General features: G+C 64.8%; 20 protein-coding genes, 1 tRNA gene and 1 pseudogene. 6 read left to right on the forward strand and 16 right to left on the reverse strand.

The window, feature by feature from the left end; genetic code table 11:
• Nucleotides 1–4 precede the first annotated feature (4 nt).
• The 4 genes from mmaA2 to SHTP_RS18620 form a co-directional block, all read right to left on the reverse strand.
• Nucleotides 5–874 (reverse strand): cyclopropane mycolic acid synthase MmaA2, encoded by an 870-nt coding sequence (gene mmaA2, locus SHTP_RS18605; protein WP_096371410.1) that lies wholly within the window; start codon nt 872–874, stop codon nt 5–7.
• 318 nt (nt 875–1,192) lie between these two features.
• Entirely contained in the window at nt 1,193–2,362 is a 1,170-nt protein-coding gene (locus SHTP_RS18610; protein ID WP_096371411.1) for a dihydrolipoamide acetyltransferase family protein, read from the reverse strand.
• Complete coding sequence (gene bkdB / locus SHTP_RS18615; RefSeq protein WP_096371412.1) at nt 2,359–3,405, reverse strand: 3-methyl-2-oxobutanoate dehydrogenase subunit beta; 1,047 nt, start codon at nt 3,403–3,405, stop codon at nt 2,359–2,361. The genes SHTP_RS18610 and bkdB overlap by 4 nt, the downstream gene beginning before the upstream one ends.
• A 55-nt stretch (nt 3,406–3,460) precedes the next feature.
• Nucleotides 3,461–4,465 (reverse strand): thiamine pyrophosphate-dependent enzyme, encoded by a 1,005-nt coding sequence (locus tag SHTP_RS18620; protein ID WP_231991504.1) that lies wholly within the window; start codon nt 4,463–4,465, stop codon nt 3,461–3,463.
• Between the two features lie 38 nt (nt 4,466–4,503).
• On the opposite strand from SHTP_RS18620, the gene SHTP_RS18625 reads away from it, so the two are divergent.
• Entirely contained in the window at nt 4,504–5,706 is a 1,203-nt protein-coding gene (locus SHTP_RS18625; protein WP_420873025.1) for an ISAs1-like element IS2404/ISMul1 family transposase, read from the forward strand.
• A gap of 54 nt (nt 5,707–5,760) precedes the next feature.
• Here SHTP_RS18625 and SHTP_RS18630 read toward each other — a convergent pair.
• The 9 genes and pseudogenes from SHTP_RS18630 to SHTP_RS18670 form a co-directional block, all read right to left on the reverse strand.
• Nucleotides 5,761–5,883: pseudogene (locus SHTP_RS18630) on the reverse strand (pyruvate dehydrogenase (acetyl-transferring) E1 component subunit alpha); the annotation flags it as partial.
• A 340-nt stretch (nt 5,884–6,223) separates the two neighbouring features.
• The gene (locus SHTP_RS18635; RefSeq protein ID WP_096371414.1) at nt 6,224–7,045 is read right to left on the reverse strand and encodes an HpcH/HpaI aldolase/citrate lyase family protein; all 822 of its coding nucleotides are present in this window, start codon (nt 7,043–7,045) and stop codon (nt 6,224–6,226) included.
• Complete coding sequence (locus tag SHTP_RS18640; RefSeq protein ID WP_011741488.1) at nt 7,042–7,548, reverse strand: MaoC family dehydratase; 507 nt, start codon at nt 7,546–7,548, stop codon at nt 7,042–7,044. Before SHTP_RS18640 ends, SHTP_RS18635 begins: the two co-directional genes overlap by 4 nt.
• Complete coding sequence (locus tag SHTP_RS18645) at nt 7,545–8,711, reverse strand: acyl-CoA dehydrogenase family protein (RefSeq protein ID WP_096371415.1); 1,167 nt, start codon at nt 8,709–8,711, stop codon at nt 7,545–7,547. The genes SHTP_RS18640 and SHTP_RS18645 overlap by 4 nt, the downstream gene beginning before the upstream one ends.
• A 6-nt stretch (nt 8,712–8,717) precedes the next feature.
• On the reverse strand, nt 8,718–10,727 hold the full coding sequence (locus SHTP_RS18650; RefSeq protein WP_096371416.1) for an acetyl-CoA carboxylase biotin carboxylase subunit: 2,010 nt from the start codon (nt 10,725–10,727) through the stop codon (nt 8,718–8,720).
• A 3-nt stretch (nt 10,728–10,730) separates the two neighbouring features.
• Nucleotides 10,731–12,311 (reverse strand): carboxyl transferase domain-containing protein, encoded by a 1,581-nt coding sequence (locus tag SHTP_RS18655; RefSeq protein ID WP_096371417.1) that lies wholly within the window; start codon nt 12,309–12,311, stop codon nt 10,731–10,733.
• Nucleotides 12,308–12,955, reverse strand: a complete 648-nt coding sequence (locus SHTP_RS18660) for a CoA transferase subunit B (RefSeq protein WP_096371418.1) — start codon at nt 12,953–12,955, stop codon at nt 12,308–12,310. Before SHTP_RS18660 ends, SHTP_RS18655 begins: the two co-directional genes overlap by 4 nt.
• A 49-nt stretch (nt 12,956–13,004) precedes the next feature.
• Nucleotides 13,005–13,751: a CoA transferase subunit A gene (locus SHTP_RS18665; protein ID WP_096371419.1), complete on the reverse strand. Its 747-nt coding sequence runs from the start codon at nt 13,749–13,751 to the stop codon at nt 13,005–13,007.
• 120 nt (nt 13,752–13,871) lie between these two features.
• Nucleotides 13,872–15,440, reverse strand: coding sequence for an AMP-binding protein (locus tag SHTP_RS18670; protein WP_231991506.1), 1,569 nt, complete (start codon nt 15,438–15,440; stop codon nt 13,872–13,874).
• Between the two features lie 179 nt (nt 15,441–15,619).
• Between SHTP_RS18670 and SHTP_RS18675 the strand changes: the two genes are divergently transcribed.
• Entirely contained in the window at nt 15,620–16,255 is a 636-nt protein-coding gene (locus tag SHTP_RS18675) for an SACE_7040 family transcriptional regulator (protein WP_096371421.1), read from the forward strand.
• Nucleotides 16,256–16,485: 230 nt separating this feature from the next.
• Nucleotides 16,486–17,277, forward strand: coding sequence for an MmpS family transport accessory protein (locus SHTP_RS18680; RefSeq protein WP_012395454.1), 792 nt, complete (start codon nt 16,486–16,488; stop codon nt 17,275–17,277).
• Here SHTP_RS18680 and SHTP_RS18685 read toward each other — a convergent pair.
• Nucleotides 17,274–18,602 carry an MFS transporter gene (locus SHTP_RS18685; protein ID WP_096371422.1) on the reverse strand — a complete coding sequence of 443 codons (1,329 nt, stop codon included), beginning with the start codon at nt 18,600–18,602 and terminating at the stop codon, nt 17,274–17,276. The two genes, SHTP_RS18680 and SHTP_RS18685, sit on opposite strands and share 4 nt — an antisense overlap.
• A 95-nt stretch (nt 18,603–18,697) precedes the next feature.
• On the opposite strand from SHTP_RS18685, the gene cmrA reads away from it, so the two are divergent.
• Complete coding sequence (gene cmrA, locus SHTP_RS18690) at nt 18,698–19,504, forward strand: mycolate reductase (RefSeq protein ID WP_096371423.1); 807 nt, start codon at nt 18,698–18,700, stop codon at nt 19,502–19,504.
• 3 nt (nt 19,505–19,507) lie between these two features.
• Here the strand turns inward: cmrA and SHTP_RS18695 are convergent, their stop codons facing one another.
• On the reverse strand, nt 19,508–21,115 hold the full coding sequence (locus SHTP_RS18695; protein WP_096371424.1) for a helicase HerA-like domain-containing protein: 1,608 nt from the start codon (nt 21,113–21,115) through the stop codon (nt 19,508–19,510).
• Nucleotides 21,116–21,229: 114 nt separating this feature from the next.
• Between SHTP_RS18695 and orn the strand changes: the two genes are divergently transcribed.
• Nucleotides 21,230–21,877 (forward strand): oligoribonuclease, encoded by a 648-nt coding sequence (gene orn / locus SHTP_RS18700; RefSeq protein WP_096371425.1) that lies wholly within the window; start codon nt 21,230–21,232, stop codon nt 21,875–21,877.
• A 49-nt stretch (nt 21,878–21,926) separates the two neighbouring features.
• A tRNA-His gene (locus SHTP_RS18705) sits at nt 21,927–22,002 on the forward strand.
• 60 nt (nt 22,003–22,062) lie between these two features.
• On the opposite strand, the gene SHTP_RS18710 is transcribed toward SHTP_RS18705, so the two are convergent.
• Complete coding sequence (locus tag SHTP_RS18710) at nt 22,063–22,764, reverse strand: hypothetical protein (protein WP_086085613.1); 702 nt, start codon at nt 22,762–22,764, stop codon at nt 22,063–22,065.
• Between the last annotated feature and the right edge of the window lie 108 nt (nt 22,765–22,872).

A 22,872-nucleotide genomic window follows, 5' to 3' on the forward strand; every position in this document is an offset into this window, starting at 1 on the left:
CAGTTCACCTTGCTTTCTGCAAGGTGAACTGGTTGACGTCGATGTAGCCCTCCTGGAACAGCTTGGAGCAGCCGGTGAGGTACCTCATATAGCGCTCATAGACCTCGTCGGACTGAATCTTGATGGCCTCGTCCTTACGAACGTCCAAGGCCTCAGCCCACAGGTCGAGGGTTTTCGCATAATGCAGCTGCAACGAGTGGCGCCGAGTCAGGGTGAAACCGGGCTTGACCGACTGCTCCTCCACCATCTCGATGGTGGGCGGATGGCCGCCGGGGAAGATCTCGGTTTGGATGAACTTGAGGAAGCGGGCCAGCCACAGGGTGAGCGGCAGACCGTTCTCGACCATCTGCGGCATCGTCAGCCCCGTGATCGTGTGCAGCAGCATCACCCCGTCGCTGGGCAAGATGTTGTGGGCCAGGGTGAAGAAGTCGTCGTAGCGGTCGTGACCGAAGTGCTCGAACGCGCCGATCGAGACGATGCGGTCGACGGGCTCATCGAACTGCTCCCAGCCCTCCAGCAGCACCCGCCGGGTGCGTGCGGTGTCCAGCTGGTCGAACGATTTCTGCACGTGGGCGGCCTGGTTCTTGGACAGGGTCAGGCCGACGACGTTGACGTCGTATTTCTCGATCGCGCGGCGCATGGTGGCGCCCCAGCCGCAGCCGATATCGAGCAGTGTCATGCCGGGCTCCAAGCCCAGCTTGCCCAGCGCCAGGTCGATCTTGGCGATCTGCGCCTCTTCCAGCGTCATGTCATCGCGCTCGAAGTAGGCGCAGCTGTAGGTCTGGGTGGGATCCAGAAAAAGCCGGAAGAAATCGTCGGATAGGTCGTAATGCGCCTGTACGTCATCGAAACGCGGCGCTAGATGTTTGGCCATGAAACTGGAGCCCTTTCGGCCCGAAGACTGCCATTGTGTGCTGATGCGAAGCGCGACAATGCGCTCCTCAAGCCATGCTGGACACGAGCAATCCGCGACGGCGCGATACCACTACATGGCTTTGTCAGGAACCCACGTTACGGGCTCGTGAATCGGCAAGCCAAAAGCCCAGGCCATGGGGCTGGGCGGGTGTCGCAACGATGTTGGCGTGCGGTTTCGCGCCGGTACCAGGCTCCGGCTGCCGCCAGTGCGATCAACAGGGCACCGGAGGACAGAAGTGAGAAGAAAATCACCGGCCGCCGCCCGAGTGGATTGGCCCTACAGGTCCAACAGCGCGGTCTCCGGCGCCTCGATCAGACCGCGCAATTCACAGATGAACCGGGCGAGTTGGGCGCCATCGGCGACGCGGTGGTCGAACACGCAGGTCAATGACATCGTCGGCCGCACAACAACCTCGTCACCGCGGACCACCGGCCGCGGCTTGATTGACCCCACGCCCAGGATGGCGGCTTCGGGATGGTTGATCACCGGCACTCCGTCATCGACGCCCAGCGCCCCGTAGTTCGACACGGTGAACGTCGAAACGCGCAGCTGCCCGGGTGCAAGGGTGCCTTCGCGCGCACCGGTGATCAGCTCTGCCGCGCGGCAAACCAATTCACGCGTGGTCATGCGATGGGCATCGGCGATCACCGGCACCAACAGTCCGCGCTCGGTAGCTACACCGAAACCCAAGTGCACTCCCGGGTGCAGATGAACCTGCGGTCCTCCTGGCGAATCGACCCATGTCGAGTTGAGTATCTCGTTGTTCTTCAGAGCGATAACCAACATTCGCAGCGCCAGCGCGAACGGCGTCGCCGGCGTCACCGCCGCCCGGAACTGTTCGCTGAGCCTGAGCAGTTCGGTGCAGTCAACCTCGACGCTAGCTTTCGCAGCCGGGATTTCTTGGTGGGACAGGCTCATTTTCTCCGCCATGTGTGCCTGCACACCACGGACTTCCCGAACCCGCGCTGACGCTCCGGCGCCCTTCGCGGCGGCCAGTACATCGGCCCGGGTGATCACCGTGCTACCCCGCTGCAGCGAAGCGAGGTCAACCATGAGTTCCTTGGCCAGCTTGCGCACCGGCGGGGCCGCGCGCGGCCGGCCTGGGCGCCTGCTGGTGTCGATGGCCGCGTCGGCGCCGTAGCCCACCAGCGTCGGGACCGCGATCTCACCGTTCGTCGGGGCCGACAACTCCGGTGCCGTGTCGATGCGCACAAGTGCTGCGCCCACTTTGATGACATCGCCTTCGGCGCCACCGAGTTCAACGATGCGACCGGCGTAGGGGCTCGGGATCTCGACTTCGGCCTTGGCGGTCTCCACCGAACACAACACCTGATTGAGCTCGACATCATCACCAACCGCGACGGCCCAGCTCGTCACGGTGACTTCCTCGAGGCCCTCACCAAGGTCGGGCACCTGGAAGCACTTCAGTCGGTCGCCGGTGCTCATGGCTGCCCCAGCACCCGTTCGACACAATCCAGCAGCCGGTCGGGCCCGGGCAGCCACAGCCGCTCCAATCGTGCCGGCGGATACGGAGTGTCAAATCCGCAGGCGCGCAATACCGGAGCCTCCAGTTCGTAGAACAACTCCTCCTGTATCCGGGCGGCCAGCCCGGCGCCGTAGCCCAGGCTGCGCGGCCCCTCGTGCAGCACCACACACCGTCCGGTCCGGCGGATCGAGGCGGCGATGGTTTCGAAGTCCAAGGGGATCAGCGACCTGAGGTCGATGACTTCTAGACTCCAACCCTGTTGGTGCGCAGCGTCTTCAGCGGCCGACAGTGCGGTCGAGACCAGGTTTCCGAAGGTGATGACGGTCACGTCGGCCCCGGCCCGGCGAATCATCGCTTGACCGATCGCAGGTTCCGGCCGGCTGGTGTCGACGGGTCCGCGAACCTGGTACCGGCGCTTGGGCTCCAGATACATGACGGGATCTGGGCAGGCGATGGCGTGGCGCAACAGCCAGTAGGCATCGCCGGGGGTTGAGGGAACCACCACCTTCAAGCCCGCCGTGTGCGCCCAGTAGGACTCGGTGGAGTCCGAATGATGTTCCGCGGCGCCGATGCCGCCGAACGACGGGATCCGAACGGTTACCGCCATATTGACCTCGCCGCGGGTGCGGGTCCGGTACTTGGCCAGGTGACTGACCACTTGATCGAATGCCGGGTAGGAAAAGCCGTCGAACTGGATCTCGGGCACCGGCACGAAGCCACGCAGCGCCAGCCCCACCGCGATGCCGATCAAAGCCGACTCGGCTAACGGGGTGTCAAAGCATCTGTGCTCACCAAAGGTTTCGGCCAATCCCTCAGTCACCCGGAAGACGCCGCCCGCAATCCCAACATCCTCGCCGAAGACCAGCACGCGATCGTCAGCCGCCATCACGTCATGCAAGGCCTGGTTGAGCGCTTGCACCATGGTCAATGACTGCATGGTGCCCACCACCGGCGCGGCCGGAGCCGGGCCGGGACGGGCTGGCGGATCGGCGATCGGTGTCATGAACGGCTCCTCAGTCGATCCGGTCCAGTTCGGCCCGCAGCTGTTGACGTTGCGTTTACAGCCCGGGGGTGATCTCGGCGAATACGGTGGTGAACACGTCGTCGACGTCGAAGTCGGACGCGCCGAATACCGCTTCACGCAGTTCGGCGCGCAGCCGACCGGACCGTGCGGCAACGCGTTCTTCCAGACGCTGCGACCACAGCCCCTGGCCCTGCAAGTAGGAGCGGTAACGCGAGATCGGATCCAGCGCCAGCCAGTGATCCACCTCCTCCTGGCTTCGATATCGGCCCGGATCATCGGCCGTCGTGTGAGCGCCGACTCGGTAGGTCACCGCCTCGATCAGGGTTGGCCCGTCGCCGCGTCTGGCCCGGGCAGCGGCCTCGGCCGTCACGGCATAGCAGGCCAACACGTCATTGCCGTCCACTCGAATGCCTGGCATCCCATATCCAATTGCCTTGTGCGCAATCGAGGGTGCGGCCGTCTGCTTGGACACCGGAACTGAGATCGCCCACTGGTTGTTCTGCACGTAGAACACGCACCCGGCATCGAACACGGCCGCGAAGTTCAGCGCCTCGTGTACGTCTCCCTCACTGGTGGCGCCGTCGCCCAAAAACGCGACCGTCACCGAGTCCTCGCCCAAGCGCTGTGCGGCCATTGCCGCGCCGACGGCGTGTAGGGCCTGGGTACTTATCGGAACCGAGATCGGGGCACAGCATTTCTTGGTGAACTCCAGCCCGCCATGCCAGGTTCCGCGCCACGCCGCTCCGACGTGCCCCGGCGGAATGCCGCGCACCAGATAGGCGCCCAATTCGCGATATTGCGGGAACAACCAGTCCGTCTTGCGCAGACACGCTGTCGCGCCGACCTGCGCGGCCTCTTGACCACGGCAGGACGCGAACAGCGCCAATTCCCCCTGCCGCTTCAGATTGATGAACTCGGCGTCGAGCTCCCGGGTCAGGGCTCCGGCGTTGTTGATTAGCAGGCTTGTGAGCTGGGTTGATGATCTTTGGTGCCGCGCTATTGGGGCCGGAGTGTAGGCACGGGCTATCTGGAGAACGATCGAGTTGGTTACTGTTCGTCGTTGGTCTGGAGTTGCCCGTGCCTACCGTTTCAGTATTGCCTGTGTCGTCGGTTCCAGAGGTGTTCGACCGCTGGAGTCCTGGTGGGCGCAGCGAGCTCATCGGATCGGAGTTTCTCGATGTGTTGGCCTCGGTGCCAGACCCGAGGGGCCCACGCGGTCGGAGGTATTCGCTGATGGCTTTGTTGGCGATCGCGGTTCTGGCCACTGCCGCGGGGATGCGCGGCTATGCTGATTTTGCCACATGGGCGGCCACCGCTCCCGATGATGTGTTGGCCCAATTAGGGGTCCGGTTCCGGCGGCCCAGTGAGAATACCTTCCGCGCTGTTTTGTCTCGGCTAGACCCCGCCGACCTCAACGCCAGGATGGGCAGTTACTTCACTGCACACGTGGCCAGCAGCGACCCCAGCGGATTGGTGCCGATCGCGTTGGACGGCAAGATGCTGCGTGGTGCTTTACGCGCCAAAGCGACAGCCACGCATCTCGTGTCGGTGTTCGCCCACCGTGCCCGATTGGTGCTCGGTCAACTCGCTGTCGCCGAGAAAAGCAATGAAATTCCCTGTGTACGTGCCCTGCTCACGCTGCTGCCGGGTAGCTTGCGGTGGCTGGTCACCGTGGATGCGATGCATACCCAGGTCGTCACCGCGAAGTTGATCTGCGCCACCTTGAAGTCGCACTACCTGATGATCGTCAAGTCCAACCAAGCCAAAATACTTGCGCGTATCACCGCGCTGCCCTGGGCCGAGGTGCCCGCAGCCGCTACCGACGACTCCCGCGGCCACGGCCGTGTCGAGACCCGCACCCTGCAAATCATCACCGCTGCACGAGGAATCGGCTTCCCCTACGCAAAACAAATCATCCGGATCACTCGTGAACGCTTGATCACCGCCACCGACCAGCGCAGCGTGGAGGTGGTCTATGCCATCTGCAGCCTGCCGTTCGAGCACGCCCGCCCTACCGCGATCATGACCTGGATGCGTCAACACTGGGGAATCGAGAACAGCCTGCACTGGATACGCGACGTCACCTTCGACGAAGACCGTCAAAGGGCACATACCGGAAACGGCGCACAGGTCCTAGCAACGCTACGCAACACCGCGATCAATCTGCACCGCCTCAACGGCGCCGACAACATCGCCGAAGCCTGCCGGATCACCGCTTTGACCGCCAACCGCCGCCTAGACCTCCTCAATCCACAATTCCCCAGCTCACAAGCCTGCTAATCAACAACGCCGGAGCCCTGGCTCCCGGGTGACCACCATCATCTCGTAGAGTCAGCACAGCGTCTCTTCGGGAAGATCACGGCTGTAGCGGTGTTCGTCGGTGGGCTCGCCATCGGCGTTGACCAGCTGAACCGGCTCCAGGCCGACAGTCATCGGGATCCGAGGTCGATCTGCCATGCCACCTCCTCAGCTCGAAGCCAAGGTCACGCCGTCAGACGATGCCGTCCTGCCGATCGTCGATCACCGACCAACCGCGTTGCATCCTTTGCCAGCGTCAGCGGCGCGGCACCCACAGCAAAACCCGAGCGGGAACCGCCGCGAGCCCAGAGCACATCGCCAGAGCCCCGATAGGCTCTGCTCGCCGCGACACCGACGCGCCATCCATTATGCCCTCGAACACGAAGACGCCGCGGCGATTGCGAGATCCGCGCAGCCGTGTCGCCCCAGCGGCGATCGCCGAGTATCACTGGGCGGGCCGCCGCACCGTCGAACGCGATTGGGGTGAAATCAGCAACCGTCACGCGGGGACGGATTCCCCGGCCCGCCGCAGCAGCATTTCCGCGTGCCTGAGCACCGGGGAGTCGACCATCTGCCCTTCGAACGCGAACACGCCCCGCTCGGTGCGTGCTGCGACGAGCACACGCCGCGCCCAGGCCAGCTTCTCTTCGTCGGGGCGATACGCCTTGCGCACCACCTCGACCTGGCTGGGGTGGATGCACACCGTAACGTCGAAACCCACCGTTGCCGCATCGATCGCCTCGGCGTGCAGACCGTCGACATCGCCGATGTCCAGATGCACCGCGTCCAGCGCCAGCCGGCCAAACGCTGACGCCGCGAGCAGAATCGTCGAGCGCACGTGACGCGCCACATCGCGATAGGTGCCATCGCCGCGCCGGCCGGAGCTGCCGCCCAGGGTTGCGATCAGATCCTCGGCGCCCCACATCATGCCAACGGTGTTGTCGGCGGCCGCGATCTCCGCGGCGAAAAGCGCACCGCGCGCGGTCTCCACCAGCGCAATGACGTCGCGGGGCGCAAGTAGCGCCAACTGTGCGACCGACTCCGCCTTGGGCAGCATCACCGTCGTATAGGCAGTACCCGCCAAGGCCGCCAAGTCGCGGGCTTGTTCATCGGTATCGCCCGCGTTGATGCGCACGATGGTTCGCTCCGGATCCAGCGGGGTGTCCAGCAGCGCCTGGCGCGCGGCAGGTTTCTGCGCTTCGGCCACACCGTCCTCGAGGTCGAGGATCACCACGTCGGCGGCGGCTGCTGCCTTCGCGAAGCGTTCCGGGCGGTCCGCCGGGCAGAACAACCAGGCCGGACCAGCGGTACGCAGCTTCATTTCGCCTCCTCACTGGGCCTCTTCTGCACGAGCGTGGTCCGCACCGCCCGAGCAACGACATCGCCGTGCTGGTTGCGGCCGGTGTGTTCGAGGGTGACGATGCCTTCTCCGGGCCGGCTTTTCGACTCACGCTTGCCGGCACAGACCGTCTCGGCGTACAGGGTGTCGCCATGAAAGACCGGCTTGGGGAAAGACACCTCAGAGAAGCCGAGATTGGCCACAATGGTGCCCAGCGTCAGCTGGGCGACCGACAACCCCACCAGCGTTGACAGAGTGAACATCGAGTTCACCAGCCGCTCACCCCGGAAACCCGGCTGCTCGGCGGCCCAGGCCGCGTCCAGATGCAGCGACTGGGTGTTCATCGTCAGCGTGGTGAACAAGACGTTGTCCGCCTCGGTGACCGTACGGCCGGGCCGGTGCAGATATGTCGTACCGATCTCGAACTCTTCAAACCACAAGCCGCGCTGCACCACCGACTTGCCGGCGGGCTCTCGTTCGCTCACGACAGGCCCAGTGAACGGGCGATGAGCATCAACTGCACCTCGGTGGTGCCCTCGCCGATCTCAAGGATCTTGCTGTCGCGATAGTGACGGGCCACCGGGTACTCGTTCATGAAGCCGTAGCCGCCGTGGACCTGGGTCGCGTCGCGGGCATTGTCCATCGCAGCCTCCGAGGAGATCATCTTGGCGATCGCCGCCTCCTTCTTGAAGGGCTTGCCCGCCAACATCTTTGCGGCAGCCTCGTAGTACGCGGTGCGGGCCACGTGTGCCCGTGCTTCCATGCGCGCGATCTTGAAGCGGATCGCCTGATAGGAACCGATCGGCTGGCCGAAGGACTGACGCTCCTTGGCATACTTGACGCTTTCGTCGACACAGCCCTGAGCGACACCTGTCGCCAACGCGGCGATCGCGATTCGGCCCTCGTCGAGGATGGATAGGAAATTCGCGTAGCCCTTGCCACGGATTCCAAGCAGATTCTCTTCCGGCACGCGCGCGTCATCGAAGCTCAGCGGGTGGGTGTCCGACGCGTTCCAGCCGACCTTGTTGTAGACCGGTTCCACGATGAATCCCGGCGTGCCGCTGGGCACGATGATCGTCGAGATCTCCTTCTTGCCATCGGCGATGCTCCCCGTGACGGCGGTGATGGTGACCAATGAGGTGGTGTCGGTGCCTGAGTTGGTGATGAACTGCTTACTGCCGTTGACGACCCATTCGCCGCCGTCGAGGCGTGCGGTGGTGCGGGTGCTGCCGGCGTCCGAGCCCGCGCCAGGTTCGGTGAGCCCGAAACCGGCCAGCGCACGCCCGGCCAGCAGATCCGGCAACCACTTGCTCTTCTGTTCCTCGTTGCCGAACCGGTAGATCGGCATGGCGCCCAGACCCACACCCGCTTCCAGGGTGATCGCCACCGACTGGTCAACCTTGCCGAGCTCCTCGAGCGCCAGGGCTAGCGCGAAGTAGTCCCCGCCCATTCCCCCGTATTCTTCGGGGAACGGCAGGCCGAACAACCCCATCTCGCCCATCTTGGCCACGACTTCGTAGGGAAAGCTATGTTCCTCATCGTGTTTGGCCGATACCGGCGCAACCACCGACCGCGCGAAGTCGGCCACCGTGTCGCGCAGATCCTGATATTCCTTGGGTAATGTTCCTGCGGAGATCGCTGTCGTCATGATCTTTCAATCCTTGCTCTCGGCTGAATCCTTGCTCTGGGCTTGTTCGGTGTCGGGGATCAACCGAGCCAACACCTGCTCGACCTTGACCTGATCGCCGACGGCCACAAGCACCTCCACTCGGCCTGAAATCGGCGCGACCAGTGGGTGTTCCATCTTCATTGCCTCGATGATCACCACCACGTCGCCCTCGGACACCGCGGTGCCGGACTCGGCCTGCACCGCGATCACATTGCCGGGCATCGGGCTGACGACTTCGGCGGGGCGCTCCCCCGCCGCACGGTGGATCTTATGCTCCTCGGCCTCGCGAATGTGCCAGGTCCCGCGTACGTCGGCGATCCACAGGTGCCGCTCCGCCTCCGCCCATCGGTAGTCGCGACGCAGGCCATCCACCGTCACGCTCATCACACCGGGCGCGAGCTGCACACTCGCTAAAAGCATCTCGCCATCGCCGACCTGGACGTGGGCCCCCTCCGGCAGACCGAACACCGATACCGTCTCGGTCCGCAACGGGGTCTGCATCGCGGTGCGCACCGGTGCCGTTACCCCACCGACACGCCACCCACTGGGCGCGGCCCACAGACTGCCGGCGGCGCGGCGCGATAGCGCTTGTTGGACATACAGGCCGGCAGCGGCGAACACATCATCGGGTGCCGCCAACGGCACGAAATCGGCCAGGCGTTCGTCCAGCAACGCGGTGTCGAGGTCTCCCGCCCGCACCCGCTCGTCAGCCAGCAGAAAACGCAGGAACTCAACATTGGTCTGCACACCCAGGATCGCGGTGTGGGCCAGCGCCCGGTCGAGCCGCTCCAACGCCTGCTCACGGTTGGCTCCGTGCGCTATCACCTTGGAGAGCATCGGGTCGTAGTCGCTGCCCACCACGGTGTCGGCCAGCAGCGACGAGTCCACCCGGATACCTGTGCCGCTCGGTTCGGCCACCTGCAGCACCCGGTCACCGGTGGGCAGGAATCCCCGTGCGGGGTCCTCCGCGTACACCCGTGCCTCGATCGCGTGCCCATTTAGCTCGATGTCGTCTTGGGCAAACCCGAGCTTTTCACCGGCGGCCACCCGCAGCTGCCACTCGACCAGGTCTAGCCCGGTCACCGCCTCGGTGACCGGATGTTCCACCTGCAGTCGGGTGTTCATCTCCATGAAGAAGAACTCATCCGGGCGATCGCCCGACACGATGAATTCCACGGTGCCGGCTCCGACGTAGTCGACGCTGCGGGCGGTGTTACACGCCGCGGCTCCGATCCGCGCCCGGGTTGGGGCGTCCAGCAGTGGCGACGGCGCCTCCTCGATGACTTTCTGGTGGCGCCGTTGCAGGCTGCACTCGCGCTCGCCGAGGTGCACCACGTTGCCGTGCGTGTCGGCAAGCACCTGCACCTCGATGTGCCTGGGACGCAACACGAACCGCTCCAGAAACAGGGTGTCGTCACCGAACGCGGATGCCGCTTCCCGCCGCGCGCTGACCAGCGCCTCACACAGCCGCGCCGGCTCCTCCACCATGCGCATGCCCTTGCCACCGCCACCGGCCGAGGGCTTGACCAGCACCGGGTATCCGACCTCGTCGGCTGCGGCGATCAGGTCATCGTCGGTCAGTCCGGGTCGCGCGATGCCCGGCACCACCGGAACGTCGAAGGCGCTGACCGCGTTCTTGGCGGCGATCTTGTCGCCCATCACCTCGATCGCGCCCGCGGGTGGCCCCAGAAAGACCACCCCGGCGCGATCACAAGCCGCGGCGAATTCGGCGTTCTCGGAAAGAAACCCGTAGCCCGGGTGGATCGCCTGGGCCCCGGTGCGTACCGCCGCATCGATCACCTTGCCGATGTCGAGGTAACTCTCCCGCGCCGCGGCGGGACCCAGCCGCACCGCGGTGTCGGCCTCGATCACGTGCCGGGCCCGGGCGTCGGCGTCGCTGTACACGGCAACCGAGCGGATCCCCAGCCGCCGCAAGGTGCGGATCACTCGCACCGCGATCTCGCCGCGGTTGGCCACTAAGACGGTGTCAAACATGAGTCACATCCGGAAGACGCCGTAGGAGACCGATTCCACGGGTGCGTGAGCACACACCGACAGAGCAAGTCCGACAACGGTTCTCGTGTCGGCCGGGTCGATGATGCCGTCATCCCACAGGCGTGCGGTCGAATAATAAGGATTGCCCTGGTTCTCGTACTGCTCCCGGATGGGCGCCTTGAACTGCTCTTCCTCGTCGGACGACCAAGGCTTGCCGGACGCGGAAAGTTGCTCGCCACGCACGGTGGCCAGCACCGAGGCGGCCTGCTCACCGCCCATCACCGAAATCCGCGCGTTCGGCCACATCCACATGAAGCGCGGCGAGTACGCCCGCCCACACATCGAATAGTTACCCGCCCCATAGGATCCGCCGATCACCACGGTCAGCTTCGGCACCCGGGCGCAGGCCACGGCGGTGACCATCTTTGCGCCGTGTTTGGCGATGCCCCCCGCTTCATAGTCACGACCGACCATGAAGCCCGCGATATTCTGCAGGAACAGCAGGGGGGTCTTGCGTTTGTCGCACAGCTCGATGAAGTGCGCTCCCTTGACCGCAGATTCGCTGAACAGGACGCCATTGTTGGCAATGATGCCGACCGGATGTCCGTGGATGCGCGCGAACCCCGTCACCAGCGACTTGCCGTAATTGGCTTTGAACTCGCTGAATTCGCCGCCGTCGATCAGCCGCACGATGACGTCGTGCACGTCGTAGGGCACCCGCGGATCCGGGGGCACGACGTCATAGAGCTCGGTCTGAGCGTGCTTGGGTTCAACGGATGGGCCGATCTCCCATTGCGCGGGTTCCAGTGGGCCGAAGGTGGCCGCGATCGCACGCACGATCCGCAGCGCGTCTTCGTCATCGTCGGCCAGATGATCGGTGACACCGGATACCCGCGAGTGCAGGTCGCCGCCGCCGAGTTCCTCGGCCGTGACGATCTCGCCGGTGGCCGCCTTGACCAGAGGTGGGCCGCCCAGAAAGATCGTGCCCTGCTCGCGGACAATGACGGCTTCGCCGCTCATCGCCGGCACGTAGGCGCCGCCGGCCGTGCACGAACCAAGTACCGCGGCCACTTGCGGAATCCCCTTGGCGCTCATGGTCGCCTGGTTGTAGAAGATCCGTCCGAAGTGTTCGCGGTCCGGGAAGACCTCATCCTGGTGGGGCAGGAATGCCCCGCCGGAGTCGACCAGGTAGATGCACGGCAGCAGGTTCTGCAGTGCGACTTCCTGAGCACGCAGGTGCTTTTTCACCGTCATCGGGTAGTAGGTGCCGCCCTTGACCGTCGCGTCGTTGGCGACGATGACGCACTCCCGCCCGGAGACCCGGCCGATCCCGGTAATGATCCCCGCGCCCGGAGATTCGTCGCCGTACATGCCGTTCGCCGCCAGCGCGGCCAACTCCAGAAAAGGGCTGCCCGGGTCCAGCAAGCGGTACACCCGCTCGCGCGGCAACAGCTTGCCGCGACCGACATGGCGTTCGCGGGCACGTTCATTGCCCCCCAGGGCCGCAGCCGCAAGCTTGGTGTTCAATTCGGCGACCAGCCGGCGATGCTCGTCGGCAAATGATGGCGCGGCGATGGTTGTCACCGGGCGACCAGATCATCGAGGACAAGGGGCGGTCGGGTTTTCGCGACGACTTCCTCCGCCGAGACATCCGGTGCGGTCTCGATCAGGTGCAGGCCGTCGTGGCAAACGTCGATGACCGCGAGTTCGGTCACGATCCGGTTGACGCAACCCACCCCGGTCAGCGGCAACGTACATCTCTCCAGGATCTTCGGGCTGCCGTCCTTGGCGGCGTGCTCCATCATCACGATCACCTTGCGCGCGCCGTGCACCAAATCCATCGCCCCGCCCATTCCTTTGACCATCTTGCCCGGGATCATCCAGTTGGCCAGATCGCCACTGACCGAAACCTGCATGGCCCCAAGCACCGCGACGTCCAAGTGGCCGCCCCGGATGATTCCGAACGAGGTGGACGAGCCGAAGAACGCCGCACCGGGCAGCGTGGTCACCGTCTCTTTGCCCGCATTGATCAGATCGGCGTCGAGTTCCTCGCGAATGGGATAGGGGCCGACACCCAGGATTCCGTTCTCCGAGTGCAGGACAACGGTGACGCCCTCGGGAATGTGGTTGGGGATTAGCGTGGACATTCCGATACCGAGGTTGATGTACTGCCCGTCCTCGAATTCGGTGGCCACCCGTGCGGCCATGCCGTCTCTGCTCCAGCTCATCTGGCGCCGCTCCTCCTCATCGCTTCGCTCTGCATCGTCGCCAGCGGGTTCACGGCCGCACCGTCTCTTTCTCGATCCGCTTGATGGGATTGGGCACATGCACCACCCGCTGCACGAACACGCCCGGGGTGTGGACTGTGGCCGGGTCGATCTCGCCGGGCTCGACAAGATGCTCGACCTCAGCAATCGTGATCCGGCCCGCCGGAGCGCACTCGGGGTTGAAGTTCGCCGCAGAGTAGCGATACAGAAGATTGCCGTGCCGGTCCCCCTTCCACGCATGAACCAGCGCGAAGTCGGTGCGGATCCCGCGCTCGAGAACATAAGTAGCGCCATCGAATTCACGAGTCTCCTTGGGAGGCGACACCACCGCGACCGCGCCCGAGGCGTCGTAGCGCCAGGGCAGGCCGCCGACGGCTATCTGGGTACCAACACCGGCCGGTGTGTAGAAACCTGGGATGCCCATACCACCGGCGCGCAACCGCTCCGCCAACGTGCCCTGCGGGGTCAGTTCCACCTCGAGTTCGCCGGAAAGGAACTGACGCGCGAACTCCTTGTTCTCCCCCACATAGGAGGAAACGGTTCGGCGAATTCTCTTGTGCTGCAATAACACGCCCAGCCCGACGCCGTCGACACCGCAATTGTTCGACACCGTCTCGAGGTCAGTGACACCACTATCTACCAGCGCCGCGATCAACGCTTCCGGAATGCCGCACAGGCCGAATCCCCCGACCGCCAGCGACGCCCCATCGGTTATGTCTGCCACCGCCTCCGCGACGGTGGCCACTACCTTGTCCATTGCCGCAGAGTCTCCTCGCTATCGGCTCGGGCTGAGATTTTTTCAGTTAATCTTGATTAACCGAAGCTTGACAATACCACTGCCCCGCCCAGCACGTAAAGAGAGCGCGTACCCGCACGCTCAGTGCTGCCCACGGAGGTACTCGATCGCCTGTTGGCGCATTTCAACTTTGCGAACCTTGCCGGTCACAGTCATCGGGAACTCGTCGACGAGCCGCAAATATCGCGGGATCTTGAATTTGGCGATTTGGCCGGCGCAGTATTCGCGCAATAGGCCGGTGGTCAACTCTGGCGCCCCGGCACGCAGCTTGACCACCGCCATCAGCTCCTCGCCCATCCGCTCGTCGGGCACCCCGACAACGTGGGCGTCGACGATATCGGGATGAGAGTGGAGGAATTCCTCGATCTCACGCGGCGAAATGTTCTCCCCGCCTCGCACCACGATGTCCTTGATCCGGCCCGTGATCTGCACGTATCCGCATTCGTCCATCAGCGCCAGATCGCCGGTGTGCATCCAGCCCTCGGGGTCGATCACCTCCGCGGTCCGCTCCGGAGCCTTCCAGTACCCAGACATCACCGAGTAGCCCCGGGTACAGAACTCACCGGCGGTGCCGCGGGGCACGACCCGACCGGTCGCCGGGTCGACCACCTTGATCTCCAGGTGCGGACCCACCCGCCCCACCGTCGTGACGCGTCGCTGAAGGGAATCGTTGCTGCGAGTCTGGGTCGCCACCGGCGATGTCTCGGTCATGCCGTAACAGATGGAGATCCCGGCCATGTGCATCTGGTCGATCACTTTGCGCATCACCTCGACCGGGCAGGTCGAGCCCGCCATGATGCCGGTACGCAGGCTGCTCAGGTCATAAGTCGCGAAGTCCGCCAGTCCGAGCTCGGCAATGAACATCGTCGGGACGCCGTACAGGCTGGTGCACCGTTCGTCCTGCACGGCCCGCAAAGTCGCGGCCGGGTCGAACCCAGGTGCCGGAATCACCATGCAGGCGCCGTGGCTGGTAGCCGCCAGATTGCCCATCACCATGCCAAAGCAGTGGTAGAACGGCACCGGGATACAGATGCGATCCTCGGCGGTGTATTCGAGCAGTTCACCCACCAAATAGCCGTTGTTGAGGATATTTCGATGGCTCAGCGTGACACCTTTGGGAAAGCCCGTTGTGCCAGAGGTGTATTGGATGTTGATGGGATCGTCGGCGCTGAGTGTGGTGGCAATCTCCTGCAGCGCAACCAAATCGGCACCGGATCCGGCCAGCTTCGCCCAGCCATCGCCGTCTAAGAACACGACATCGTGCAGTTCGGGACACCCCGGCGCTACCTCCGCGAGGATCGCCGCGTAGTCCGACCCCTTGAAACCCGAAGCGGCGATCACCATCGCGACGCCGGATTGGCGCAATGCATACTCCAACTCGCGCGCCTGGTAGGCAGGATTGATCGTGACCAGGATGGCTCCGATTTCAGCGGTCGCGTATTGGACCAGCACCCACTCCCAGCGGTTTGGCGCCCAGATCCCGACCCGATCGCCACGGCCGATCCCCGCCCTCACCAAGCCCGTCGCCAATTGGCTCACGTCGGTTAGAAGCTGGGCGTAGCTCCACCGACGGCCCGAACGGACATCGACGAGGGCGTCGCGGCTTTCACACTGGGACGCGGTAACGGCGAAATTTGCGCCGATGGTCATCTCGAGTAGGGCGGGCGCGATGGGACCACGGTCATACGAGAGCTGATTTTGGTCTGCGGCAGCGGTGGTTGCCACGGCCCCTCCGTCTATTTGCATCACGCGGAGTTAATATCGACTAACTCGTGTTACGTTAGTGACGATTAACCGAAGTGTCCAGGACGAGTTGGACGGAGGCCGTCATGGCAGCGTCCGCCCCGGACGAGCAGACCGCGACCCCGAATCGTCGCAGCCAGCAAAAGTCCGATCGGCGTTTGCAGCTGTTATCGGCGGCCGAGCGACTGTTCGCCGAGCGCGGCTTTCTGGCCGTACGACTCGAAGACATCGGCGCCGCGGCCGGCATCAGCGGTCCTGCGATCTACCGGCACTTCCCCAACAAAGAGTCACTACTGATCGAGTTGCTAGTCGGAATCAGCTCCCGGCTTCTCGCCGGTGCCCGTCAGGTGACCACCAACAGCAATGACGCTGCCGCCGCTCTGGACGGTTTGATCGATTTCCATCTCGACTTCGCCTTGGGCGAACCGGACCTCATCCGGATCCAGGACCGCGACCTCGGGCACCTGCCCGCGGCGGCCGAACGCCAGGTGCGCAAAGCCCAGCGGCAGTACGTGGAGATCTGGGTGGGCGTGCTGCGCCAACTGGATCCCGGCCTGGCCGAAGCCGACGCCCGGCTGATGGCGCATGCCGCGTTCGGCTTGCTCAATTCCACGCCACACAGCATGAAATCAGCCGATACCAAGTCGGCGTGTGCACCCCATTCCCGCTCCGTGATGCGGGCGATGACTGTCGCCGCGCTAACGGTCGACGTGGGAGCCTAACGCCGGCCGCGCCGCGCAGCCACAATCGCCTTCACATCACGGGCAGCGCTGAGCGCGCGCTCGGCATCGGCACCTAAGCTCTTGGCGGAGTCGTGGTGAGCTAGGGAGACAATGCCGCAGCGCGCGCTCGCGGACATGGCGAGCGGGGCGGACCGGGGCAACCGGGTACAAAACCGGTCTGGCATCACGGCCACGTAAATCTTGGGTACCCTTCAATCCATGAGGTGGGGATGAACGATCCGCGTCGACCCCTGCGGTATGGTCCCCCGCAACCGGGGCCCGGGCCAGGCTGGCCGCAGGGTCCGGTAAACACGCCGCCCGCCGATCCGGCCTACGCCGACCAGGCGCCCTATGCGCCGACATACGGCGGTCACGTTCCGCAATGGGCTCCGGGTTCTTACGACGAGGCCAACCCCACTCAGCAATTGCCGCCACAGTATTGGCAACAGAACCCGGGTCAGCCGGGCGAGGTGCTGCGCGACGGACCGCCACCGCCGGAAGGCCCGAAGACACCGCGCTGGCTGTGGATCGCGGCTGGCGCGGCGGTGGTCCTGGTCATCGGTTTGGTCATCGCGCTGGTGATCGCGAACATCTCAGTCAAGAACCAGACCGCCCTCGAGCCGCTGCCACCGATCGCTGGGCCAAGCTCGACAATCGCGCCCCCCACGACGCGAACCTCACCCACGCCCAGCAGCAGCCCGGCGCCCACAACGACCAGCGGTTCGGCGACACCGACCACGACGCCTACCGCCGGTGCGATGCAGACCGTCGTGTACACCGTCACCGGCGAAGGCCGCGCGATCAGCGTCACCTACATGGACACCGGGGACGTCATACAGACCGAATTCAATGTCGCGCTGCCCTGGAGCAAAGAGGTGAGCCTGTCGCGGTCGGCGAACCATCCGGCGAGCGTCACCATCGTCAACATCGGCCACAACGTGACCTGCTCGGTGACGGTGAGCGGTGTTCAGGTCCGCCAGCGCACCGGGGTCGGCTTGACCATCTGCGACGCCTCGGGCTAGGTCGTCTCGGTCACGACGACACCGCCGTGCCGCGGAACACGCACCACCAGCATTCCCACCAGTCCCACCGCCAGCACCAGACAGATGCCGCCCAGTCCGGCTCGGACCGCGCTGAAGATGTCGACAAAGATTGAAAACAGCCACGGCCCGAGGAACGCCACGGCGCGGCCTGTCATCGTGTACAAGCCGAAGGCCACCCCCTCCTTGCCGTGCGGTGCCATGCGCAGCAACAGAGCGCGCGCCGACGACTGCGACGGTCCGATGAACAGACACAGCAGCAGCCCGCACACCCAAAAAGCCGTCGCTCCCGACAGCACCATCAAAACGATCGCACTGATCAAGATCGAGGCCAGGGATGCGACGATGACCGGCTTGGATCCGACCCGATGGTCAACAAACCCACCGACCACCGCCCCGACCGCGGCCATCACGCTTGCGGCCACACCAAACAGCAGTACATCGGCTTGAGTCAGCCCGTAGACGTTGGCGCCCAGTACCGCCCCGAAGGCGAACATCGCCGCCAGGCCGTCCCGGAAGATCGCGCTGGCGATCAGAAAGTAGACCAGATTGCGGTCGCGACGCCATTCCGAACTGATGTCGGCCCACAGCTTTCGGTAGGCGCCGAGCATTCTCGTCGCCGGCTGCGGCACCGTGCCGACATCGGGGAGTCGGTGGGCTACCAGCAGCAGCGGCGAGGCCAGCACGGCTAACCAAGCCGCCGCGAGCAGCATCGCGACCCGGATGTTGAAGCCGTCATGCGCCGGCAACTGCAGCAAGCCGCGGTGAGCGCCGCTGCCCGCCACGAAGCCCAGATAGATCAATATCAGCAACACAACGCTGCCGACGTATCCCGATGCCCAGCCGAAACCCGAGATCCGGCTGGCGGTCGTCGGCGTGGAGAGCTGACGCAGCATCGAGTTGTACGGAACGCTCGCCAGGTCACTGCACGCCGCGGTCGCGGCCAGCAATGCCAACCCGGCCCACAGGTATCCGGGACTGTCATGGATCAAAAACATCGCGCAGGTCAGCGCCACCGTGACGCTGGTCAGTACGCCCAGGGCCACCCGGCGGCGGTGCGGGGATTCCACCCATACGCCGACCAGCGGAGCCAGCAACGCGATGGTCAGGCCAGCGGCGGCCGCGGCTCGACCCAGCCAACTGGCCGGGTCACTGCCTCCGGGCATCCCCTCTCCCACCATGCTGGTCAGGTAGACAGAAAACACAAAGGTCGTCACGATCGCGTTCAAACCGGTCGACCCGCAGTCCCACAGCGCCCATGCCACCACCCGGGATCGCACAAACGTTCCGGTGGCCGGGTTGGTCATGCCCGGCACTCTATCTCGCGATTGGCCGCGACCTGCTGCGTCGGCTCCGCTGCGCTTGTGGTCGTTGTGAAAAGGCCACTGTCTACGATTGGCTCATGCCGATACCTGCGCCCAGTCCCGACGCACGTGCCGTTGTCACCGGAGCTTCGCAAAACATCGGCGAAGCGCTGGCCACCGAGTTGGCCGCGCGGGGGCACAACCTGATCGTCACCGCGCGCCGCGAATCGCTGCTGAACGAGCTCGCCGCCCGGCTGACCGACAAGTACCGCGTCACCGTCGAAGTCCGGCCGGCAGATCTCGCCGACCCACAGGAACGCACCAAGCTGACCGACGAACTCGCCGCGCGACCCATCTCGATCCTGTGCGCCAACGCCGGCACCGCGACGTTCGGTCCGGTCGCATCGCTGGACCCGGCGGGCGAAAAGGCGCAGGTGCAGCTCAATGCCGTCGCCGTGCACGACCTCACCTTGGCAGTGCTGCCGGGCATGATCGAGCGCAGGGCCGGCGGGATCTTGATTTCCGGTTCGGCGGCCGGCAACTCGCCGATCCCCTACAACGCGACCTATGCCGCCACCAAAGCCTTCGCAAACACCTTCAGCGAATCGCTGCGCGGTGAGCTGCGCGGCTCCGGAGTGCACGTCACCTTGCTGGCCCCGGGGCCGGTACGCACCGACCTGCCCGACGCCAGCGAAGCCTCGCTGGTCGAACGGCTGGTACCCGATTTCTTGTGGATCTCCACCGAACACACCGCCCAGGTTTCATTGGACGCCTTGGCCCGCAACAAGATGCGCGTCGTTCCCGGCCTGACCTCGAAGGCCATGTCGGTGGCCAGTCAGTACGCTCCCCGGGCCATCGTGGCATCCATCGTGGGCGGCTTCTACAAAAAGCTCGGGGGCGGCTAGGCGTTACTTGCGCCGACGCCGCCCGGTACCGAAGATGCTGCGGGTGAACTCTCGTGCGGCGGTGTTGATCGCGCTCTTCACGGTGGGATTCTTGAGCACTTCTTCCCACAACGGAGGTCCCTGCGGCTCGACGGGCGTCGGCATCGGCGGTAAGTCGAAGTCCTGCGGCCAGGGCAGCGGGTCGTATTTTCCTCGTGGGGGCTGAGGCGCCGTCGCGGGTGGCTCCGCCGCCTCGGTCGCCGGCGCGTACTTGGCGCTCAACATCTCGTGGGCCGATTCCCGGTCGATGGTCTGGCCGTAGACGGCCTGCAGTGGGCTGGCCTGGGCCACAGCGCGGATCGCCTCGGAGCCGATAGCACCCATCAGCGACCGCGGCGCGCGCATCCGGGTCCACGCCACCGGCGTCGGCACCCCCTTTTCGGAGAGCACCATGACGACGGCCTCGCCGATTCCCAGCGAGGTCAGCGCGGACTCCAGGTCATAGACATCGGTTTTCGGGTAGGTGCGTACGGTCTTGGTCAGTGCCTTGTGATCGTCGGGGGTGAATGCCCGCAACGCGTGCTGAATCCGGGCGCCGAGCTGGGACAGCACATCCTTGGGCAGGTCGGTCGGCAATTGGGTGCAAAAGAACACCCCTACGCCCTTGGAGCGAATCAGCTTGACGGTTTGCTCGACCTGCTCCAGGAAAGCTTTGGAGGCATCGCTGAACAGCAAGTGCGCCTCGTCGAAGAAGAACACCAGCTTCGGCTTGTCCAGATCCCCCACCTCGGGCAGATAGGTGAACAGGTCGGCCAGCACCCACATCAGGAAGGTGGAGAACAACACCGGGCGCAGCGACTGACTCCCCAGCTCGAGCAGGGAGATGATGCCCCGGCCCTGGCCGTCGACACGAAGCAGGTCATCGGGTCTGAGTTCCGGCTCGCCGAAGAAGCTGTCGGCGCCTTCGGCCTCCAGGTTGACCAACGCCCGAAGAATGACGCCGGCCGTCGTCGGAGATACCGCGCCAAGAGATTTCAGCTCGGCCTTGCCCTCATCACTGATCAGATGCGTGATGACCGCACGCAGGTCTTTGAGGTCCAGCAGCGGAAGTTCCCGCTGATCGGCCCAGTGAAAGATCAGTCCAAGCGTCGATTCCTGGGTGGCGTTAAGTCCCAACACCTTTGCCAGCAGGATCGGGCCGAAGCTGGAAATGGTGGCGCGCACCGGAACGCCCACCCCGCCGGCACCCAGCGACAGGAACTCCACCGGAAATGCGGTGGGCGTCCACGCATCCCCGGTCTCTTCGGCCCGCGCCGCCAGCTTGTCATCGGTCTGCCCGGCTCGAGACAGGCCGGACAGGTCTCCCTTCACGTCGGCCATCAGCACGGACACCCCAGCCGCGCTGAGTTGCTCGGCGATCAGCTGCAGCGTCTTGGTTTTTCCGGTACCGGTGGCCCCAGCTACCAGACCGTGCCGGTTGACAGTGGCCAGCGGAATGCGAATCTGTGCAGCTGGGTCCGCCTCGCCATCGATCACGACGCTGCCCAGCTGAAGCGCTTGACCGTCCACGTCGTAGCCGGCTGCGATCCGCTGCGCCGGCCCCACCTGCCCGTCGGGCCCATCGGTACTCATCGTTGCCGCGCCCCCTTTTCCCAGTGGTTCCGGCGTGCAGTTGGGGAAAGCATCACACTACTTTGCCGGGGGCAGGCGGGGTGCGAGCCGGGCGAGGGCCTTAGTCTGAGCGCTGTGCGTGAGGAATTGGTATGGATCGACTGTGAAATGACCGGACTGGATCTTGGGTCGGACAAGTTGATCGAGATCGCCGCACTGGTCACCGATGCCGACCTAAACATCCTGGGAGACGGCGTGGACGTAGTGATCCACGCCGACGACGCCGCGTTGTCCTCGATGGTCGACGTGGTCGCCGACATGCACTCGCGCTCCGGGCTGACCGAAGAGGTGCGGGCATCCACGGTCGACATGGCCACCGCCGAGGCGATGGTGCTCGACTACATCGGTGAACATGTGAAGCAACCCAAGACGGCGCCCCTGGCCGGGAACTCGATCGCCACCGACCGCTCGTTCATCGCCCGCGACATGCCGGCGCTGGACGCATTTCTGCACTACCGGATGATCGATGTCAGCTCCATCAAGGAACTGTGCCGGCGCTGGTATCCGCGTATCTACTTCGGACAACCGCCCAAAGGGCTGGCGCACCGGGCACTGGCCGACATTCACGAATCCATCCGGGAGCTGCAGTATTACCGGCGTACCGCATTCGTGCCCCAGCCCGGGCCCACTACCAGCGAAATCACCGCGGTGGTCGCCGATCTTCAGGGCGTGGACGACGCACCGGAGGCAACCGATTCGGCCCAGGAGCGTCCGAGCGGTTAGTATCGACGTCGCCGTTGGTTAGCCCCGGTCGGGGCGGGCGACGGCCATGGTGAGTGTAGTTCAGTTGGTAGAGCACCAGGTTGTGATCCTGGGGGTCGCGGGTTCGAGTCCCGTCACTCACCCCACTGGTCAGAGGGCGTTTCCCGCCCTCTGACCTTTTGCTTTGGATGGCCCTCGGGACGCCCTCATGACGCCGTTGGAGACCCGGAGCTGGTTTGGGTGTCTGCGCGCATCTCGTGGATTCGTTGCGATCTGGCCAAGATCAGGCCGCTGACCAGCAGCACCCACGCGGGAAACATCAGCGTCACCCACATGCTGACGTCACTGACGGTCAACAGGGCCGCGGCGGCCGCGTAACTGATTCCGGCCAGCCAGCGCGGCATCAAGCCGGTCCGCAGCCAGATCGTCGCCAGCGAGATCATGAACACCGCCGCCATCCGCAGCGCGTAGGTCTTGCTGGCAGTCAGCACCACCGCCTTGCCAAACCTGACCACCTCGGCATGCGCGGCCGGGTCGACGACATTGGCATTGCTGGCCACCAGCCCGGCCGACGCCGCCGTCATGACGAAGATCATCACCAAGAACAGCAAGCCGCTGCCCAGAAACACCGTCGCGAAAAACCGGTCCTCATAGCGGCCGAAGCCATCACGCACCACCCCGATGAACCACAAGAAGCTGATCCCCGCGAACGGCATCAGCATGGCAGCGGTCGCGATCCCGCCGTGCTCGTTGTTGAGCCAGCCCGCGGTATCCCCCTCACCCTCAGGCATTCTGGTGCGAATCAGGATGATGACGGCACCGAACAGCAGTGCAAAGACCACTCCAGCCAGCGCCGCGGCTCGGGGGGTCGTCAACGGGTGCAGTGATGCCTGCGGTGGTGGATGCACGGCCTCATCCTTTCAAAGCTGCACGCACTGGCGCGGGGGTTTGAGCCGCTCCCGCTTGGACGCACCCAAATATCGTGGCGCACCACGAAGTTGGGCTCCGCTTCGCGA

It is taken from the genome of Mycobacterium ulcerans subsp. shinshuense, assembly GCF_002355775.1.
In the GTDB taxonomy this organism is placed as follows: Bacteria; Actinomycetota; Actinomycetes; order Mycobacteriales; family Mycobacteriaceae; genus Mycobacterium; species Mycobacterium marinum.

Excerpts from the sequence above, each read along its gene's own strand:
- SHTP_RS18610 (WP_096371411.1), bottom strand. The coding sequence starts at position 2,362 with ATGAGCACCGGCGACCGACTGAAGTGCTTCCAGGTGCCCGACCTTGGT.
- SHTP_RS18635 (WP_096371414.1), bottom strand. The coding sequence starts at position 7,045 with ATGAAGCTGCGTACCGCTGGTCCGGCCTGGTTGTTCTGCCCGGCGGAC.
- SHTP_RS18650 (WP_096371416.1), bottom strand. The coding sequence starts at position 10,727 with ATGTTTGACACCGTCTTAGTGGCCAACCGCGGCGAGATCGCGGTGCGA.
- SHTP_RS18660 (WP_096371418.1), bottom strand. The coding sequence starts at position 12,955 with ATGAGCTGGAGCAGAGACGGCATGGCCGCACGGGTGGCCACCGAATTC.
- SHTP_RS18675 (WP_096371421.1), top strand. The coding sequence starts at position 15,620 with ATGGCAGCGTCCGCCCCGGACGAGCAGACCGCGACCCCGAATCGTCGC.
- SHTP_RS18645 (WP_096371415.1), bottom strand. The coding sequence starts at position 8,711 with ATGACGACAGCGATCTCCGCAGGAACATTACCCAAGGAATATCAGGAT.
- cmrA (WP_096371423.1), top strand. The coding sequence starts at position 18,698 with ATGCCGATACCTGCGCCCAGTCCCGACGCACGTGCCGTTGTCACCGGA.
- SHTP_RS18695 (WP_096371424.1), bottom strand. The coding sequence starts at position 21,115 with ATGAGTACCGATGGGCCCGACGGGCAGGTGGGGCCGGCGCAGCGGATC.
- SHTP_RS18665 (WP_096371419.1), bottom strand. The coding sequence starts at position 13,751 with ATGGACAAGGTAGTGGCCACCGTCGCGGAGGCGGTGGCAGACATAACC.
- bkdB (WP_096371412.1), bottom strand. The coding sequence starts at position 3,405 with ATGACACCGATCGCCGATCCGCCAGCCCGTCCCGGCCCGGCTCCGGCC.
- SHTP_RS18680 (WP_012395454.1), top strand. The coding sequence starts at position 16,486 with ATGAACGATCCGCGTCGACCCCTGCGGTATGGTCCCCCGCAACCGGGG.
- mmaA2 (WP_096371410.1), bottom strand. The coding sequence starts at position 874 with ATGGCCAAACATCTAGCGCCGCGTTTCGATGACGTACAGGCGCATTAC.
- SHTP_RS18670 (WP_231991506.1), bottom strand. The coding sequence starts at position 15,440 with ATGACCATCGGCGCAAATTTCGCCGTTACCGCGTCCCAGTGTGAAAGC.
- SHTP_RS18685 (WP_096371422.1), bottom strand. The coding sequence starts at position 18,602 with ATGACCAACCCGGCCACCGGAACGTTTGTGCGATCCCGGGTGGTGGCA.